This window comes from Shewanella sp. 10N.286.51.B8, from assembly GCF_041469325.1.
In the GTDB taxonomy this organism is placed as follows: Bacteria; Pseudomonadota; Gammaproteobacteria; order Enterobacterales; family Shewanellaceae; genus Shewanella.
In genome coordinates this window covers 112,549-130,833 of sequence record NZ_JBFRKG010000035.1, presented here as the reverse complement: position 1 = coordinate 130,833, position 18,285 = coordinate 112,549, and the positions used below count along the sequence as shown (strand labels likewise).

The window sequence follows — 18,285 nt, the reverse complement described above, 5'->3', positions numbered from 1 at the left end:
ATTTCGCGCAGACATTGCCGCAACAGCTACTCAAGTTAATCTCCCGTCAATAAAATATACCCAAGTGATGTACTGCCAATCGCCAGCCATAATATGATCCCCAACATTAACGGTTTTGGCCCATTAGCGCGCATTTTACTGACCGTGATACCAGCGCCAATTAAAAACAAACACACAATAAGCAACTGCTTGGATACGCTAAACAGCACGTTATAAACGGGCTGGCCTTGTGGAATAAAGTAAGCAATAAGAATGGCTAAGCAATAAAAGCCAATAAAATACGGGATAGATATTTTTGATTTATCACCGTCAAAAATTATTGCACTCAATAACGCGATAGGAATGATCCAAAGCGCTCTAGCCAGTTTAATGGTAGTGGCGGTTTTAAGGGCTTCATCACCATAAGCAGAGGCGGCGCCAACCACAGATGAAGTATCGTGAATGGCAATCGCACTCCAAACACCAAAATCATATTGGCTAAGTGATAACGCATGGCCAATGGTGGGAAATAAAAATAATGCAGCAGAGTTGAGTAGGAAAATACATGCCAGTGAAACCGCAATTTGATCGTTCTTAGCATTAATAGCAGGCGCGACGGCGGCTATCGCGCTACCGCCACAAATCGCTGTGCCGCAACTGATTAAATGGCCCGTCTTAACTTCTAATTTCATTAATCGGGTTAAACCAATGCCGAGCATGAGTGTAAAAAAAATAGAGCCGACGATTAAGCCAAGATTATGACTACTGGCAGCAAGCGCTTCAGGTAAATTAATTCCAAAACCTAAACCAACAATTGAATAGGCTAATAACTTTTTAGTGAGCTTATTTAAGTCAATATGGCTTGGCACCATGCCAATACTGGCAAGGGTGAAACCCATTAGCAAGGCAACAGGAGAAGAGATAACAGGCGTTAAGCAAACTAAGCCAACAACAATAAATAGCCACAGTTTAAAGCGCGAAGAAAAAGCAGTTGTCATGAGGCTTTGATGATCTCTGAAATTAAATGTTGCAGCGGTTTATGGCGAACTCTTGTGACAGCCGTCACCAAGTCTGCCCGCAGCGTCGATGCTTGAGTGTAACAACTAGATTGCCATGGCACGATTAAATTGAACTGAAAGTTTTTAATTATGCTGCATTTCAACGGCTACCTGTTGTTAATCGCCGCTAAAATCACAGCTTTATTGTTCACGAGTATATTGACATTGCTTGATGGTCAAAATACTATTTATGACAAATAGTTTGATTGTCAAACAAAGGTGGCTTTTGAAATTTTTAAATCAACATCATCATCAATTTAGTTCGTTGCACAATACAGGTGAGAAGCGCACCTTGTATGTGTTGATCTTAACCGTTACCGCTATGGTGGTAGAAATTGTCGCCGGTACGATGTACGGTTCAATGGCATTACTAGCCGATGGTTGGCACATGGGCACACATGCTGCGGCGTTTTATATCACCTTATTTACTTATCGCTATGCTAGAAAACATGCTGGCAGTGATAAATTTTCCTTTGGTACTGGCAAGGTCAGTGTATTAGGTGGTTACACCAGTGCGATAGTGCTTGGGGTAGTGGCGTTATTGATGATGGCAGAGTCGATTCACCGTCTGTTTAACCCGCAAAATATTCAATTTAATGAAGCGATTATGGTGGCCTTTATTGGTTTGGCGGTAAATGTTGTCAGCATGTTCTTGCTTGGCGATCATTCCCACGGGCATGCTCATTCCGATAGCCACTCACATCATCATTCACATCAGCACTCACATAACCATTCCCGCGATGAAACCGCGCAAGCAGAACATCAGCATGATCACCAACATAAGCCGCATCACGATCACAACTTAAGGGCGGCATATTTACATGTGTTAGCCGATGCATTGACCTCAGTACTGGCTATTGTGGCGCTTATTTTTGGTAAGTTTTATGGCTGGAACTGGCTTGATGCGGTAATGGGTATGGTGGGCGCTGTGGTGATTTGTAAGTGGACCTTAGGGCTATTAAAGCAAACTAGCCCAGTGTTACTGGATGAAAATATTGATCAGCATTATCGTCAGGCGATAACACAAGCATTACAGCCCTTTGCCAGCATCAAAGATATGCATATATGGAAAATCAGTGGCGATCATTACTCGGCGGCTATCATTCTTGAGTCTCATGTTGATAAAAGCATTGCTGAATACAAACAATTATTGGCGAATTTTGATAAAATTAATCATCTCACCCTTGAGGTTCATCCTGTTAAATAATGAAAAATCTACAAAACCTAAATCACTTACTAACTGAATTTTACGACAAGATGGCTTCTTGGGAGCAATCGGTGGTAAAAGAAACCGGCTATTCACTGGCGCAAACCCATACCATTGAAGTGTTGGGCAATCATGGTCCTTTACGCATGAAGGAGTTGGCGCAAAAGCTGGCGATAACCACTGGCACCTTAACTGTTCAGGTGGATAAATTAGTCCAAGCTCAGCTAATTGAACGCTGCGCTCACCCCGATGATAGACGTTCGATAGTGGTGGTGTTAACAGAAGCCGGGCAAGTGATTCATCGCCAGCATAATCAATTACATTTAGATTTAGTGGCTGACTTGAGCCGCAATATCGACCCAGAACATCTACAGGTTTTACAAAGCTGCTTAGCAAAGATGAACCAAGAGTTTTAGGGTTTACTTAACTCTGGCATAGCTCTAAACTCGGTGTGGCTTGAATCTGGCTTAAAGCTTGAGTTTAGTTTTAGTACAAATGCCAGAAATAAAAAAGTCCAAGCTGTATGAATACAGCTTGGACTTTTTTAATGGGCTATTTTTGCTATCTTAAGCGATATAGAGAGTAACAATTAACGCTGATGCATAGCGTAGTCACTGCCATCTTTGGCGGTAAACACTTTGCAGTTACCTTCAGTTGGTAAACAACGTGAATGCAGCATGCTTACCCATTGCTTGTAAGGTGTCGGTAAATTCTTAATCGGCAGTGCCACTTGAATATCTTCAATATGCGCTGGGTCGTTAGCACCCAGTTCACCGTTTCGGTCAAAGCTCACTTCAACATGGGTATCGTTATTTTTTAACACGATAGATGTTGGGTCGCTTTTATGACCAGTTAACGCCACAAATTGACAAGGATTTTGCAATCCACATTGGCTGCCATCTTTCATAAATGCTAGCAGATGAGTGTAGTAAATCACGTAGCTACTTACATCGGCATGAGTCCCGCTAGCCAATGGAAAGTTATTATCTAAAAATATTTTCGCGTTGGTGATTTTATCTGCATTAGTGCTGGTGGCCACAATTTGTTCTTCAATGAAGCTGTTAAGGTCGTGAGCGGCTGTGTTGTGGTTCATAGTAGTCATAATCATAACCTTATCCTCTTCGTTTGATGTCGGCACTTGCTGGTTGTTTTCAGCAATTAATGCCCTGCGTACTGGTTTAACATTTACTGGCTTAAACGGGTTTTGTTAAAACAAACACTGTTTCCCGATTGCTTAATTTGTAGTCTAGTGTATTTTTCACTACAATTTCACAATAAAAATTTTACACTGTGAATTTTACAAAATGCGCAATGATCAAAGCTTGATGAGAAAGTCACATTTCCTTGGCACTAAGATTCGTAATTTACGTAAACGCAATCACCTGACCATGGAAGATTTATCCGCTCGATGTATTCGAGTGGATTCCAGTTCGGCGCCGTCAGTGTCGTACCTTTCGATGATAGAGCGCGGTAAACGTGTCCCCAGTGCAGGAATGCTGGCCGTGATCGCAACCGTGTTTCAAAAAGATGTGGAATGGTTTTTAGATGACATGCCAGAAGAGCAGTCAATCACCCCTGAAAAAGGCCGTCATGGCGGTGTTAGCGGCATGCCGCTTGAGCCTAGTTTCTTGTTTTCAAATGATATATTGCAAATTGCCATTCCAGAAATGTTATCGCAAACAGGTACATCAGGCAGGCAATTTGCCCAGTTACTTATTCGCGCCCATCAAGAGCATCATCAAAATCACTTCCCAGATTTAGAACGAGCCGCTGAAGATATTGGTAAAAAACAACTGCCTCTAGCGGCTGAAGAAATGCTTAATATCGCTAAAAGTATGGGGCTTAAAATCAAGTGGATTGATGAAATCCCCACAGAAGTGATCGATGAAACTGGCGCAAGTTCAGCCCGATTAACCACCTCATTTTTTGAGCCGCCAGCGACGATTTATATTAATAAAGCCCTGAAAGCCAATGTACCGCGATTAAAATATGACTTGGCGGTGCATATTGGCCATTGTGTTTTACACAATAAAGATGGCCTTAAAAGTGTGATGACCTCAGGGCGTCGGGTAGAAATTGATGATGACAGCTCAATGCAATCAAATACCCTTAATGCTCAAGATATTTTGCATGCATGGCGTGATTTTGAATCGAGCTTTTTTGCTGGCGCTTTATTATGTCCCAAGGTGCCATTTAGACAATTACTCGACCGTCATGGCTATGAAATTGCGGTACATAAACAACTGCAAGTGTCAGCATCAGTGGCAATGCGCCGCATGACGGTAGTGTCACCTTATCCACACTGGCATTACTTTGATGCCTATGCGCCAGGAAAGCTAAAAGCGGTTTATCGTGGCAATGGTATTCCACTGCCGTGGGGCAATATGCGCATTGTTGAAGATCCATGTCATCACTGGGCAGTGTTTAGAAAAATTAATGAACCTAGCACTGATGGCACCTCGGCGCAGATCTCGATTTTAAATGTCGGTAACGAGCCGCGAATTTACTGTTGCGAATCAATCAAAGTTGATGATTCTGCAGGCAATCCACATGTGCTATGTGCGGGCATTGATCTCAACCCTGCCATTGAAGCCCAAGGCAAGGATGCAAAATCCATTACCGCCGATTTAAAGAAAGCCTGTGTTGATAATGGCGGTTTGGTGGCCATTCCAAAACACATCAAAGCTGATTTAACCAGTGTGGCTAAAATTCTGAATATCAATTGGATTGAGCGCGGCATAGACAATGATGCTCGGGTGATTTGCTCTCGCGGCGCCGTGTGTCCACGCCAGCCAAGCTGCTACGCTGCGGGTAAAGCCTTGTGTGAAGAAAGCTAGCGCTGTTGTTAATAGGCGTCAAATTCTCTGCAAAGGGCAATTTGACCGCTTTAGCTAGAACTTGCAGATTCACTTGAGTGATAAATCAATTAGGTGACTGTTTACAAATACTTTTGTTCTGATACTTTTGTTCTGATATTGTTGTTAACCTTGAATTTTGGAGAGTTAATAGCGTTTTAATGCAAAACGACTTTAAACCCTCATTTAACACCATCTATTCGCTATTTAGATGCTTGGTGTTTGCTGTAAAGGAATACAGTTATGCTCGAATTTTTATTAATCAATGCCAATACACCCTATGCGATAGCATTGACTTTAGTGCTGACCCTAGCTGTTTTAGAGGGAGTTGGCTTAGTCATTGGTTTCAGTATTTCCAGCCTGTTAGATCACATATCCCCAATCGATTTAGATTTTGATGCAGGCATTGATGTTGCTCAAACAGGGTTAACGCCGTTACTGGGTTGGCTTTGCCTTAATAAGTTGCCATTACTTATTTGGTTAGTGCTGTTGTTAACCAGCTTTACGCTCCTAGGCTACAGTTTAAATTTCTTGAGCTACGTTTATGCTGGCCACTTAACCTCCCCAATAATCAGTACGCCTATAGTGCTAATCGCGAGTCTTTTTAGTACCTCAATACTTGGGCGACCTTTGGCAAGAATTCTCCCTAAAAATGAGTCACTAGCGGTATCTACAGACAGTTTTAGTGGTCTGTCAGCCAAAATTACAGTCGGCACCGCCAAACTAAATAGTCCTGCAGAAGCGGTACTGGTAGATCAACATTCTCAGAAACATTATGTGATGGTGGCGCCAGAATTCGCAGAAGAAAGCTTTAGTCAAAATGAACAGGTCGTATTGCTACGTAAGTCTGGCAGTATTTGGCTAGTCGCTAGGCTTGAGCCGTTTTAAGCAATAAGTTTCAACACTGAAATATCAATAAGCTTCAAAAATTAAATCACGGATAGAACCATCATTTGTAATTATTAAAGGAATAGAAATGGACGCCCTAGAAATATCTTCAAGTTCAAATACCATGTTTATCTTAATCATGGCCGGTATAGCAGTCCTTGCTTTTATCACCATCGGATTAATCTTCGCTAAATTATACATTCGCGCCTCAAAAGAAATTGCCTTTGTACGTACCGGTTTTGGTGGCGAAAAAGTCGTAAAAGACGGCGGTACTATTTGCCTACCTGTGTTGCATGAAACCATTCCAGTCAATATGAATACCTTACGTATTGAAGTCGAGAAAACCCAAAAAGATGCGTTGATCACCAAAGACAGAATGCGAGTGGACGTTAAAGCAGATTTTTATTTGCGTGTGGCCCCAAGCCAAGAAGGCATTTCTATGGCAGCGCAAACGCTGGGTACAAGAACCATGCGTGTGGAAGAGCTTAAGAAGCTAATGGAGTCCAAATTCGTTGATGTACTACGCGCCGTTGCTGCTGAAATGACCATGACCGAAATGCATGAACAACGAACTGATTTTGTGCAAAAAGTACAACAAAGTGTTGCTAATGATCTAGAGAAAAATGGTTTAGAACTGGAGTCAGTATCACTAACAGGATTTGACCAAACTGACCTGCAATTCTTTAATGAAAATAATGCCTTTGATGCTGAAGGCCGCGCAAGACTGGCTAAAATTATTGAAGAAAAACGTAAAGAAACCAATGATATTGAACAAGAAAACCGCGTAAAAATCCAGCGCAGAAACTTAGAAGCTGAGCGCCAATCTCTAGAAATAAAAAAAGAAGAAGAGGAAGCACGCCTAAACCAAGAGCAAATAATTGCTTTTAAACGTGCGGATCAAAAAGCTGAAATTGCCAAAACCCGTGAGAGTAATGAGCGTGAAGAGCGTGAAGCTGAAATTGCAAAAGAACAAGCCATTGAAGCCGCTGAAATTGAGAAATCAAAAGACATTGAAACTCGTCAAATTGATAAGAAAAGGGCTCTTGCTCAGGCGCAAATTCAACAACAGCGCGACATTGAAGTGTCTGAACAAGATAAGCAAATTGCTGTCGCAGTGAAGTCAGAAGAAGAGTCAGCAGCAAGAACCAAAGCTGCAGGTGCTGAAAAAGACAAAGTGGAAAAAGAAGAAGCGGTTATTACTGCAAGACAGGTTGCTGAAGCAAACCGTCGTAAAGAAATTGAAGTGATTGACGCTAAGAAAGAAGCTGAGCGAGAAGCTGTCGGGGTGACAGTTCAAGCTGCGGCAGAGAAACAAGCTGCTGAAGATAGAGCCATTGCGATATTAACTGAAGCAAGAGCAGATTCAGATTCAAAGAAACTGCGAGCAGAAGCAGATGAAAAAGTGTTTGCTGTAGAAGCTGCTGGTAAACAAGCTTTGTATGAAGCTGAAAACACCTTGAAAGATGAGCAAATTGAGCTGCAAAAAGCCCTCGCGATATTAAAAGTACTGCCTGAAATCGTGGCTAATGCCGTTAAACCTTTAGAAAATATAGATGGTATTAAGATTCTTCAAGGCTACCATGGTGCTGGGCCTGGTAACGATGCTAGCGTAGCAACAGGAACGTCAGGTATGGCGGAGCAAATTACCTCGGCAGCGCTTAATTATCGTGCCAATGCACCACTGGTAGACTCAATGCTGCAAGAGCTTGGGTTGGTAGACTCAAAATCTGGCACGTTAAATGACTTAGTGAGTGGTGAAAACTTCTTAACTGATGCAACTCGCAGCGCAATTAAGCAAAGTAATATGCCTCCAGTAACAGCAAATGTTAGTAAAAATTCAGAGGCTTTAGCGCCGAAGGCTAATTAACTGTACTAGCTCAGACTTGGGCTAGCATCTAAACCTAAAAAAGAGGATTAATAATCCTCTTTTTTGTTTTCTATTGAGTATATTGAACACTGAAATTACAGCAAATTATTTAGCTTCCAGCTTTGCCAGCTTCTAAAATTGGCATTCCCGCTTCGGTAGGAATATAAATCCGCTCGCCACTGCCGTCTTGTAAGCCTTTTATCCAGATATAACGTAAGTAAGCTTCATTATCTTTTAATGATTCACCAATGATCTTGTTGGCTTCTGCTGCAGCCTTGGCAAGTTCGATATCAGCTGCGCCCTCAGATTTTGCTCGAACAATTAGCGCCTTACCTTCTGCTTCGGCAAGTGTGACTCTCGCTTTAGCTTGCATTAAAGCTGCTTGTTCTCTGGCTTTGGATTCTTCAATAAGGATCTGTTTTGACCATTGGGCTTCTTTTAACGCTGCCTGTCCATTGAGTTCCATTTTGTAGACGTTGTATTTTGGCCAAGCCCACAAGGCTAAGATCAATATGATGACCCCTGTGAAGGTCATAAATACTAGAGTTCCTAATGCGATAGCTTGTTTATTCTGGTAAATGTTCTATGTGCCCTTACTTTTATTATTGTTATGAAGAGTAATCAACTGGCAACTGAGCCGTACTCATCTAAAATAGCTTTTTATATTATTCCATTATAATTCAGTATTTTGTTGGTAGTTAGCTTAGCGTAATAGATAATAGAAAGTGAAGATCTACCGCAAATTTTGTTTGGGATGAGCTTGTTGTAATAGTCTGGTTTGTGAGCGTTTTATTTAACTGTTAATTTTTGAGCTGGCTAACGTTTCATGGTGGCATAGAGCGTAGAGTTAACTGATTAGGAATAAAACCATTATTAGAGCTTCACAAAGTAAAAGGTTTCCGCTACGAAATATATAATTAGCAGCTACAATTAAATTTAATAACACGTATGTTATGCGGAATAAAAATAAATTTAAAGGACTAAATTTTATCAATAATATAGCAAGAATTACCGCACTTTTTATTTGTTTTCTTATCTCACTTGCCGTTGGTACGGTAAGTGCTAGCCCTTATGTTACGTTAGATGAGCGCGATAAAATTGAAATTGTTGAGGAAAATCTCTGGTATAAAACTTCGCCCCTGATTTCAGATCCTCGATTTACCGATCTAGTGCTCTTATATGCCGATGCCAAGCAAGTGACTTCTACCTTGGGAGGAAACGGGGCTTTTGTGGCAAGGATACCACTAGCCAATAGTCGTGATATTCAGCACACTCGGTTTGTGAATTTATATACAAATTACTTAGACATAGGGACTGCATATTGGCAGTCAGAGCAAGGTGAAGTTGTTGCTTTAGCAAGCTTTGGGCAAATAACTGGTACAAACCCTAAATTAGCTCATTCACAAACCTTCTCACTGATATTGAGTCAACAAGAGCGTGGTGTACTGTGGATTTTTATACAAGCCAAAAAATTCGCCACACCGGTAGACGTTAATATTTATAGTAAAGCGGCTTTCTATAACAAACAATTTATTACCAATAGCATTAATACTATGGCTTTCTCGGTGATGATTACACTCGCTTTAATTGCATGTTTTATCTATTTCAGAACCCGATATTTAGTGACCTTAGCCTGCGCCGGATATGTTGGTTTTCATGGTTTAGGTTGGCTTGTTGCCTCTGGAAGTTTCGGGCAGCTGTTTAGTGTCAGCGCTTTTAACCCTGTTTATATTGGCATCATGATATTTCCGTTTGCTATCGCTTCTGCAAGTCAATTTACTAAGCTACTGTTTAATTGCCCTCAGGAGCATAGTAAATTCGCAAAGCTATTTAATTTATTATCAATAGTCAGCGTTACTCTTGGCTTATTGATGCCTTTTCTATCCTTTAATAACAGCTTCTTAATATCCCATATTATTGCAGCTGTATGGATCCCAATAAGTATCGGGACAGGCATCTTTATGCTCACCACTTTGGATTTTAAAGCCAAATATTATTTAATAGGTAACCTGTTATATGGCTTGTCTCTGTTTGCTTATGTTTTATCTCATGCCCTAAAACTTGATTGGAATATCTCTACAGAATTGATTGTGCAAGTTGCATTAACAATTGATTGTATTTGTATTTTGTTATCATTGACTGAATGGTTGCAAATAAAACAGAAGGACTATCATCGCAGTTATACTATTTCTCGGATAGACCCATTAACAAAAATAGGCAATCGCTATGCTCAAAATGAAAAGCTCGCCAAGCTAACTGGGGGCTATTGTCTAACATTTATTGATCTTGATGGTTTTAAAGAGATTAACGATACATTTGGCCATGATGAAGGCGATAAATTATTAATTTCCACAGTCAATCTTATTCAACAAAAACTTCAAGGTTTGGGAACTATTTTCAGATCTGGAGGTGATGAGTTTATTTTGGTGGCTGAAATTACAAATCTTCAACAAACAGCTTCAGTGATTTCGCAATTGTCAGTAGCACTGCTCAAAACAGAGCAGGAATTACAGCGAACTAGGTGGAAGAATATAGGTTTAAGTTTTGGTATTGCCACAAGCTTTGAAACAGCAAATCAATCAGAGTGCTTATCACTAGCGGATCAACGAATGTATAAACACAAACAGGAAAAGAAAAAAGATAAGCCACTAATACCCAACATTACTATTAGCCAGTGCTAGTATCGTTAATGCAGAATCTAGCGACAAAATCTTAGTGGTCATTAGGCTTAAACATTGAGTCCAATAATGACATAAACCACAGCGCTAATTGCTGCTGCAATAGTGGCTTAGTTTCTGTATCGAATGGGCAATCATCTTTAAAGTGTTCAATTAAGGAGTGTATTTGTAGCTCATGCCACTCGGGATGAAACTGCAGCCCTAATTGACGCTGGTGGCGAAAGGCTTGCTGGTGACATAGTACTGAACTGGCTTCAATACTGACTTGTTTCATAGGCTTGTTTTCTTGGGCTTGCTGATTAAAATCAAACCCATAAAAATGCCATTGAGGCACCATTAGTGTTTCAGCGACTAATCCGTTTGATAACAGCTTAACCTCATGCCAGCCGAGTTCGGGCTGTTCTAATTTATACAGGCTGGCTCCCAAGGCTGTGGCTAATAGTTGCGCGCCTAAGCAAATGGCTAAAATCGGCATATCAATGTCGATAGCATCCTTTATTAATTCAAGCTCGGCCTGCATCCATGCCGGGTTATTTGCCACATCCGTAGGCCCGCCTAAAATAATTAGCCCATCAAAATTAGTTAACTTAGGCAGCGCGCCTAAAGGCGCCATAAAACAGGTTAGCTGATGGCCGTGACTGTCACACCAATCTTGAATACGCCCCGGGCCTTCAGCGCTGTGGTGTTTGATCGCCGCTAGTGATAATGCGGCCATTACTGTAACTCGCCAGTCTCAAGATAGACTTCAATAACATCACCTTGTTGTAATTGTGGCTGATTTGTTTGCTCATTAAGCGCTGCAATAATCTCAGTGACAGATGGATGCATTGAGCTCGTTGCTACAGTGATTTGAGATATATCAGATAAGTCATGGCTGGTTACCCGCAATAAATGGTCGGCTTCAGGCCTACTTTCTAAGCGTTTAATTAAAAACTGGTTGGGGCTAGTGGGGCTTGCAGCAATATTAAGATAATCAGTAATGCTGGATTTTGGTTGGCCTTGTTGCATATCTAAGGTCGAAAACAACATGATTTTATCAATCATAATGGCTTGCTCGAAGAATTGACTGACACCACCACGTTCAAAGTGGCCTTCAACCACGTCAATGGTTAACTGAGGTAACGCATTATCGATGGTGGGTTTTAGCGTCATCAAATCAAATGGCTGCGGCACAATAGTCCATAGTTGTTGCGGCTGGGTTGCCTGCTGTTGCAGCCGTTTTTTTACTGCGTTATCAACTTGAATGTCGACAAAGTGAAACTGCATGATCATCTGCACGTTGTGGGGTTGGTGGTACATGGGTAAGTGTGAGGCAAACAGGCCATCTTCACCGCCAAATAACGTCATACCGTGGATGCCATAATGGGATGATGGTTGCTCAGTAGCTTGTGCTGGATTGAATAGACTGACTAATAGCGTAATGATGGCGAGAATAAAATGAGGTTTGAACATGTTGGGCTCCTATCTGTGTTTATCAGATGGGGCCGTCCCCTTATGGTATCAATTGTGGCTTGTGCGCAATTGCTGAGGTCGTCCTCAAAGACAATGTTACCTAAAAACAATTAGTATTAACAGCTTAGTTACAAGCTGCCCAGTTCAGTACGCTGTGAAATAAAGGTTATGTTTTTTGGAACTCATTCCAAAATGATTTACTCATTACATTTTTCCTGAAAACTCTACCTACAATTGATTAGTGACATAAAAGTAACCACTTTCGACATAATTTAACATTGGTTCCCATTTTGGAATCGATTCCAGTTCTATTATATCGGTGTCAATCAAAACAAAAGGGTGATGACCGATGACTAAAATAGACTTATTGGGACGCCGTAAATTTATCACGGGTTTAGGCGTAGCAGCTGGCGCGGCAATGGTTGCTCCTGCGATGGCAGTATCAGAAAAAGCTGCAGGTGTTAAGTGGGATGAAGAATTTGAAATTGTGATTGTTGGTTCGGGCTTTGCCGGATTAGCAGCAGCAATCGAAGCGAAAAAGCTTGGCGCCAAAGATGTGCATATTTTTGAAAAGATGTCCTACTTTGGTGGTAACTCCGCCATTAATGGCGGTCTGTTTGCTGCGCCGGGAACGCCAATGCAGCAACAAGAAGGCGTTGACGATTCAGTTGAGCGCATGGTGGCCGATCAAATGAAAGCAGGTCGTGGTATTGCAGATGAAGCCTTGTTACGTCATGTAGCAGAGCATGCTGTTGAAGCACTGCAAATGACCTTAGATGCAGGTTCTGAATATCATCCTTATTTACAACAACTTGGTGGTCACTCAGTAGCTCGTACTTATCAAACAACCGTAAGTTGCGGCGCGGGGATCACTCAGCCATTACTTAAAAAATGCCGCGAGTTAGGTGTTAACACCCACAACCGTTCGAAGTTTGAAGGCTTCTTAGTCGGTGAAAAAGGTGAAGTATTAGGCGTTAAAATGCGTCAAAACTATCACTTTGAAGAAGACCAACCAGGCAAAGTGATTAATGTGAGAGCGAAACGTGGGGTGATCATGGCCACTGGTGGTTTTGCTCAAAATGTTAATTTACGTATGGCGCAAGATCCAACACTTACTGCTGAAGTGGGTTGTACCAACGCACCCGGCGCAACAGGTGAAGGCATGTACGAAATGTTCCGCTTAGGCGCGGTGCCAGTTCATTTAGCTCATATTCAATCTGGCCCATGGGCATCTCCTGATGAAGGGGGTTTTGGCTATGTGTCTAACTACTCAATTTATAATTTCCCACATTCAATGGCGGTAAACCGCTTAACCGGTAAGCGTTTCATGAATGAAATTGCGGACCGTAAAACACGCGCCGATGCTGAGTTAAGTTGTCGTGACGAGCAAGGTAATGCTTATCCGCCACTGCTTATTACCAGCTATAAGGATTCTAAGAAGCATCCTAATACCAAGAAGGTGATTAAGTATAACGTCGGTTGGAAGTTTGAGTCGGTTGATGAATTAGCGAGCCATTTTAATGTGCCACTTAAAGCACTCAAAGCGCAGATTAAAGAATATAATCAATATGTTAAATCTGGTGAGGATAAGCAGTTTGGTAAGAACATGACCAAGGCTGCTGGTAAGTACATTGAAGCACCATTTACCGTGGTGCGTTTATGGCCAAAAGTGCATTACTGCCAAGGTGGAGTGCAAATTACTACTAAAGCTGAAGTGAAAGACAGTTTCACAGGACAAGCGATAACAGGTTTATTTGCTGCAGGTGAAGTGTGTGGTGGGATCCATGGGGTCAGCCGTTTAGGAAGTTGTTCGATACCTGAATGTATGGTGATGGGTATGACTGCCGCTCGTAGCATGATGAATGCTTAACATAGCAAGTAAACAAGAGGAATTATTGATGAAAACATTAAAGATTATGCTTGCACTGGCTATGCTTAGTTTCGCCAGCTTATCAGCTCAAGCAGTAGAAATACGTGACTACCATAAAGACGTTATCGGTAAAGATTGTAAAGCGTGCCATGACCAAGGCATGAAGCAATATCCATCTGATGAATCGTGTCTATCTTGCCACAATGTTGATGACTTAGCGGAGCAAACAGCCCGTAGTGAAGAAGATAAGTGGCAGAACCCACACAATAATCTTCATTATGGCAAAGAGCTACCTTGCCAAGAGTGTCACAGTGAGCATAAAGCGAAAAAGCCACTGTGCAGTAATTGTCATACTTTTGAGTACGGCAAGCATAAAGAATAAGCTTACAGCTTAGTGTTATCCCCAAACAAAAGGAGCGTTTATCGCTCCTTTTTTATGTTTTTATTTCGGTAGCAGGTGTTTAAAAAGACGTTTTAAGAGAGGGTTAAACCTTTGCAGATGCCAGTGATACCACATTGGCTTTGATCAAGTTGACTAATTGCTCCGTGACAGGGCTTTGAGTTTCTGGATTAACGTACACCGACTCATTAAATACCGGCAATGGCGGCAAACCATGCTCAATAGGATCCAATATTTGCATCTTATCGTTAATGCGAAATTCAGCAATAGGGGCAATGGCTAAGTCATTTTCCACCGCCATGCACAGCGCATTAGGTGAGGGTGAAGACAGCAATACATTGATTGGTCGCATCGATAATTGATGATTAGCAAAAACTTGCGCTCGAATTGGGCAGTTTTCAGGATACAGCGCCATTGGAATGGTACTGTGCAAATGGGCATTGCCATTTTTAGCTGCGACCCAATGAAATTGGCGTTCAAATAACAACTCACCATTAACGGGAGCCTGCCAGTGGGTGGCCACAATCACATCAAATTCACCCTGTTGCAGCCGCTTATATAAGTTGCCGCTAACATCGGTATCGATCACTAATTCAATGCGGGTAAATTCACGAATAAATTCTAATAAACAACTATTTAAATAACGTTTAATGTAATCAGTTGGGACGCCAAAGCGAATAGTTTGTTTGTTGGAATTATCTTTAAGTTCATCCAATATTTGTGAATTGAGTTGGATCATCTTATAGGCGTAATTAAGTAGGGTTTCACCGGATTCAGTCAGTGACACCCCTTTGTTATCTCTAAGTAGCAAAGTTTGACCGACACTTTCTTCAAGCTTTTTGATTTGTAGGCTTAAAGCTGATTGGGTGCGGCAAATTTTTTCTGCAGCTTTAGATAAATTGCCACACTCGGCAACCGCAATAAAACTTTCTAACAATTCAACTTTTAACATTGGCTATTACAATTGTTCATAGTGGTATTAGTATTACTCAGTATAGGGTTTCCTTAAAGCTTGTTATTGTTTGAATGTGAAGTTGAAACAATAAATTTACATAAAGTATACCGAGGTCAGGATGAGCAGTTGGGATCAGCGGGGAGACTATTTAGTTGAGGTTTCTCAAAGGTGCTTAAAAGGACATAAAATCTTTGATTTATGCCGTTCTCACTTGGTGAAAGCAAGTCAAATATCCAAAGGGACAATCTACAATCACTTCACCACTGAGGCTGATTTGATAGTGGCAGTTGGCTGTGCCCAGTTCGAGCAGTGGTTAGCGCAAATTGAGTCAGATACAGCAATGTACCCCGATCCCTATCAACGTTTTATTTTCCATCACTGCCAGCGTTTGTTTAGTATTTTATCTGAGCAACATTTTGTCATTGAGCGGGTTCTGCCCAATGAAACTCTACTGAATAATTGCAGCGATTATTATCGTCAACGTTATGAGAAATTGACCGCTGAGTCTTATCGCTGGAATGAAAATACCATACGTGAAATAGGTGAAGTGGCAGGCTTTGACCGGGTTGAGTTGGTGATGAATTACTTACGCGGCGCAGTAATTAATATCGATGATGGCCATAAGCAGCATGACGATCCTAAGTTATATCATCAATTTAGTTATGCGTTAACGCAATTGCTAGGTCACTCAGCAAAACGTATCCCCACAGAAAAAGATTTTAAAAGCTGGCTGAAAACCAAAGTGCATACTGCACATTAAGCTGTCAAAAATAAGCGATTTTGATTTTGTAGTTAAAAAAAGCGATAAAAAAGCGAGAAATGACTTCTCGCTTTGCTTTAAATCATTATTTAACGATGACTTATCTCATGGTAACAAACTCTTCAGCACCAGTTGGATGAATCGCTACCACGGCGTCAAAGTCAGCTTTAGTTGCGCCCATTTTCATGGCTACGCCGAAACCTTGTAAGATTTCATCCATACCAAAACCGATACCGTGAATCCCCACAACCACTTCCGTGTCGCCAGCGCAAATCAGCTTCATTTTACAAGCTTGACGATGGGCGGTAACCGCTGTGTACATAGAGGTAAAGCCTGAGCTGTATACCTTAACGTTGGCTTCACCATATTGCTCAATAGCTTCTGGTTCAGTTAAGCCCATAGTGCCAATTGGCGGGTGGCTGAATACCACGGTAGGAATAACCGAGTAATCCATTTTGGCATCTGTCATGCCGTTAAATAGACGCTCTGATAATAAGCGCCCAGCTTTAACTGCAACTGGCGTCAGTTCAACACCGCCTTCCATGATGTCACCAACACAATAAATACCTTTTGCGGTGGTATTCTGCTGTGCATCGGTAACCACGTAACCTTTAGGATTTAGGGTGACATCAGTATTTTCTAGACCAATGTTGCCAGTTGATGGGCTGCGACCAATGGCCCAAATTAAGCAATCAATCGTGAGTGACTCACCGTTTTCAAGCTCTAACGTTAAGCTGCCATCAGTATTTTTAGTCACTGATTTTGGAATACTATGAGTGTGAAGTTTAGGGCCATCAGTTGCCATTGCTTCAACTAAGGTTTCAATTAAAATAGGGTCGAAATTACGTAGCGGGGCGTGTTTGCGCACTAATAAATGGGTTTCGCTGCCAAGGGCGTGTAATACACCGGCAACTTCTACCGCAATGTAACCAGCACCAACAACAGCAACGCGTTTAGGTTGTTCACGTAAAGCAAAGAAACCGTCAGAGTCAATACCGTATTCAGCACCAGGAATGTTAGGAATAGTCGGCGCGCCGCCAGTGGCAATAGTAATATGGTCAGCGGTGTATTGCTCGCCGTTCACTTCAATAGTGTTACTGTTAATGAAGCGACCGTAACCATTTACTAAGGTGACTTTATTGTTAGCAAAGCCGCGCCCATAGGCGTCGTGAATACGGCTAATATATGCTTCGCGATTATCAACTAAGGTATTCCAGTCAAACTTATTTACCGTAACATCAAAACCATAATCTTTTGCATATAGGTTCATGGCTTCAGCGACATGAGCACCGTACCACATGACTTTTTTAGGTACACAACCCACATTTACACAGGTACCGCCAACATGCTTGGCTTCAATTACTAATACCTTGGCACCGCGCTGTGCGGCACGGTTTGCTGAAGCGATACCGCCACTACCTGCGCCTAGGCAGATATAGTCAAAATGTTGAGCCATGTTAACCCTCTCTAATTGTATTTTTACAGCTTGTTATTTGGAGGTTTTTACCTCGAACAAGTGGTTTCTTAGGATAAGAATATTTCATTTGCAGCCATTGTAGGGCGGAATTCAGCCACAAGCTAGTCTCCTAGGCCGCTTAAGTCGGGAATTGGTTTTACGGTGGCTAAAAAGTTTTTATGGTTTGTTTAGCGCCGATACTGACATTGGGAGTATTGCTCTTGGCTTGGGCCTGAGGTTGAGCATTGCAAGCAATCCCACTCAGTTTGTCGATGAGATAGCTCAGTTTCAACATGTTCTGAGTAGTGCCTTTTTAATTGCACCCTCAGTTGTTTAATCCGATTACCTAGCCAGCGACAACTGGGGTCGTTAGCGGTCTTTTTTGCTAGTTTGAGCGGTTTATTTTTGCTGGTGGCTTTTTTATTGTTTGCGGTGCTTGTATCACGCTTTACTGCTTGCTGAGTAGACGACGGTTCTAGCAGCATCTCATCAGCAGAATAGTCCAGCGCTGATTGTGTGGCGGGTAGCTCGATTGCTTGACCTTGATGATCAAGTACCACATTCATCGGCAATGACTTCATTGATAGTGATGCTTGGTTGGGTTGCTTGTTCTCGCTGGCCGGTTTACTGACTAATTGCTCAAATTCGTTGGCCTGAGGTGAGTCAATGGTCATAAATAATGGCGCTATTTGGCTAATTATAAACACAAAAATAAGCGGGAAAATCCCTTTCAATATGGTCATAAGCATTCCTTTGCTTCAAGTGAGTCATGGTTCACCCGCTTAGCTTAGAATATGCGGTAGACTTTCGCCATAAATCTATGGCGTTTTTTACGCTATTTTTATAAAGGTTTAGAAACT

Annotated in this window: 17 protein-coding genes; 9 read left to right on the top strand and 8 right to left on the bottom strand. The window is 41.7% G+C overall.

What is annotated here, in order from left to right:
• Positions 1 to 35 precede the first annotated feature (35 nt).
• Positions 36 to 977, bottom strand: a complete 942-nt coding sequence (locus AB4160_RS14175) for a YeiH family protein (protein ID WP_102475981.1) — start codon at positions 975 to 977, stop codon at positions 36 to 38.
• Positions 978 to 1,263: 286 nt separating this feature from the next.
• Here AB4160_RS14175 and dmeF point away from each other — a divergent pair, with 286 nt between their 5' ends.
• Both dmeF and AB4160_RS14165 read left to right on the top strand, forming a co-directional pair.
• Positions 1,264 to 2,244: a CDF family Co(II)/Ni(II) efflux transporter DmeF gene (dmeF, locus tag AB4160_RS14170; RefSeq protein ID WP_372005157.1), complete on the top strand. Its 981-nt coding sequence runs from the start codon at positions 1,264 to 1,266 to the stop codon at positions 2,242 to 2,244.
• A complete protein-coding gene (locus tag AB4160_RS14165) occupies positions 2,244 to 2,660 on the top strand; it encodes a MarR family winged helix-turn-helix transcriptional regulator (RefSeq protein ID WP_102439355.1) in 417 nt (138 codons plus the stop codon). The genes dmeF and AB4160_RS14165 overlap by 1 nt, the downstream gene beginning before the upstream one ends.
• A gap of 173 nt (positions 2,661 to 2,833) precedes the next feature.
• Here AB4160_RS14165 and AB4160_RS14160 read toward each other — a convergent pair whose 3' ends face one another.
• A complete protein-coding gene (locus AB4160_RS14160; protein WP_102439356.1) occupies positions 2,834 to 3,352 on the bottom strand; it encodes a malate synthase in 519 nt (172 codons plus the stop codon).
• A gap of 196 nt (positions 3,353 to 3,548) precedes the next feature.
• Here AB4160_RS14160 and AB4160_RS14155 point away from each other — a divergent pair, with 196 nt between their 5' ends.
• The 3 genes from AB4160_RS14155 (at position 3,549) to AB4160_RS14145 (ending at position 7,854) form a co-directional block, all read left to right on the top strand.
• On the top strand, positions 3,549 to 5,081 hold the full coding sequence (locus AB4160_RS14155) for a DUF3612 domain-containing protein (RefSeq protein WP_102475979.1): 1,533 nt from the start codon (positions 3,549 to 3,551) through the stop codon (positions 5,079 to 5,081).
• A gap of 261 nt (positions 5,082 to 5,342) precedes the next feature.
• Positions 5,343 to 5,987: an OB-fold-containig protein gene (locus tag AB4160_RS14150; RefSeq protein ID WP_102475978.1), complete on the top strand. Its 645-nt coding sequence runs from the start codon at positions 5,343 to 5,345 to the stop codon at positions 5,985 to 5,987.
• Positions 5,988 to 6,075: 88 nt separating this feature from the next.
• Positions 6,076 to 7,854 carry a flotillin family protein gene (locus AB4160_RS14145; protein ID WP_372005155.1) on the top strand — a complete coding sequence of 593 codons (1,779 nt, stop codon included), beginning with the start codon at positions 6,076 to 6,078 and terminating at the stop codon, positions 7,852 to 7,854.
• Between the two features lie 109 nt (positions 7,855 to 7,963).
• On the opposite strand, the gene AB4160_RS14140 is transcribed toward AB4160_RS14145, so the two are convergent.
• On the bottom strand, positions 7,964 to 8,389 hold the full coding sequence (locus tag AB4160_RS14140; protein ID WP_372005152.1) for a hypothetical protein: 426 nt from the start codon (positions 8,387 to 8,389) through the stop codon (positions 7,964 to 7,966).
• A gap of 418 nt (positions 8,390 to 8,807) precedes the next feature.
• Between AB4160_RS14140 and AB4160_RS14135 the strand changes: the two genes are divergently transcribed.
• Positions 8,808 to 10,535 carry a diguanylate cyclase gene (locus tag AB4160_RS14135; protein WP_372005150.1) on the top strand — a complete coding sequence of 576 codons (1,728 nt, stop codon included), beginning with the start codon at positions 8,808 to 8,810 and terminating at the stop codon, positions 10,533 to 10,535.
• Between the two features lie 31 nt (positions 10,536 to 10,566).
• Here the strand turns inward: AB4160_RS14135 and AB4160_RS14130 are convergent, their stop codons facing one another.
• Together AB4160_RS14130 and AB4160_RS14125 are read right to left on the bottom strand one after the other, a co-directional pair.
• Complete coding sequence (locus tag AB4160_RS14130) at positions 10,567 to 11,247, bottom strand: type 1 glutamine amidotransferase (protein WP_372005147.1); 681 nt, start codon at positions 11,245 to 11,247, stop codon at positions 10,567 to 10,569.
• The gene (locus AB4160_RS14125; RefSeq protein WP_102520416.1) at positions 11,247 to 11,984 is read right to left on the bottom strand and encodes a hypothetical protein; all 738 of its coding nucleotides are present in this window, start codon (positions 11,982 to 11,984) and stop codon (positions 11,247 to 11,249) included. The genes AB4160_RS14130 and AB4160_RS14125 overlap by 1 nt, the downstream gene beginning before the upstream one ends.
• Before the next feature lie 349 nt (positions 11,985 to 12,333).
• On the opposite strand from AB4160_RS14125, the gene AB4160_RS14120 reads away from it, so the two are divergent.
• Both AB4160_RS14120 and AB4160_RS14115 read left to right on the top strand, forming a co-directional pair.
• Complete coding sequence (locus AB4160_RS14120; RefSeq protein ID WP_372005145.1) at positions 12,334 to 13,854, top strand: flavocytochrome c; 1,521 nt, start codon at positions 12,334 to 12,336, stop codon at positions 13,852 to 13,854.
• 28 nt (positions 13,855 to 13,882) lie between these two features.
• Positions 13,883 to 14,236, top strand: coding sequence for a cytochrome c3 family protein (locus AB4160_RS14115; protein WP_372005143.1), 354 nt, complete (start codon positions 13,883 to 13,885; stop codon positions 14,234 to 14,236).
• A gap of 103 nt (positions 14,237 to 14,339) precedes the next feature.
• Here AB4160_RS14115 and AB4160_RS14110 read toward each other — a convergent pair whose 3' ends face one another.
• Complete coding sequence (locus AB4160_RS14110; protein ID WP_102439371.1) at positions 14,340 to 15,206, bottom strand: LysR family transcriptional regulator; 867 nt, start codon at positions 15,204 to 15,206, stop codon at positions 14,340 to 14,342.
• Between the two features lie 121 nt (positions 15,207 to 15,327).
• Between AB4160_RS14110 and AB4160_RS14105 the strand changes: the two genes are divergently transcribed.
• Positions 15,328 to 15,969, top strand: a complete 642-nt coding sequence (locus AB4160_RS14105; protein ID WP_102439372.1) for a TetR/AcrR family transcriptional regulator — start codon at positions 15,328 to 15,330, stop codon at positions 15,967 to 15,969.
• A 100-nt stretch (positions 15,970 to 16,069) separates the two neighbouring features.
• Here the strand turns inward: AB4160_RS14105 and gorA are convergent, their stop codons facing one another.
• On the bottom strand, positions 16,070 to 17,425 hold the full coding sequence (gene gorA / locus AB4160_RS14100; RefSeq protein WP_102439373.1) for a glutathione-disulfide reductase: 1,356 nt from the start codon (positions 17,423 to 17,425) through the stop codon (positions 16,070 to 16,072).
• Between the two features lie 188 nt (positions 17,426 to 17,613).
• Entirely contained in the window at positions 17,614 to 18,168 is a 555-nt protein-coding gene (locus tag AB4160_RS14095; protein ID WP_372005141.1) for a hypothetical protein, read from the bottom strand.
• Positions 18,169 to 18,285 lie beyond the last annotated feature (117 nt).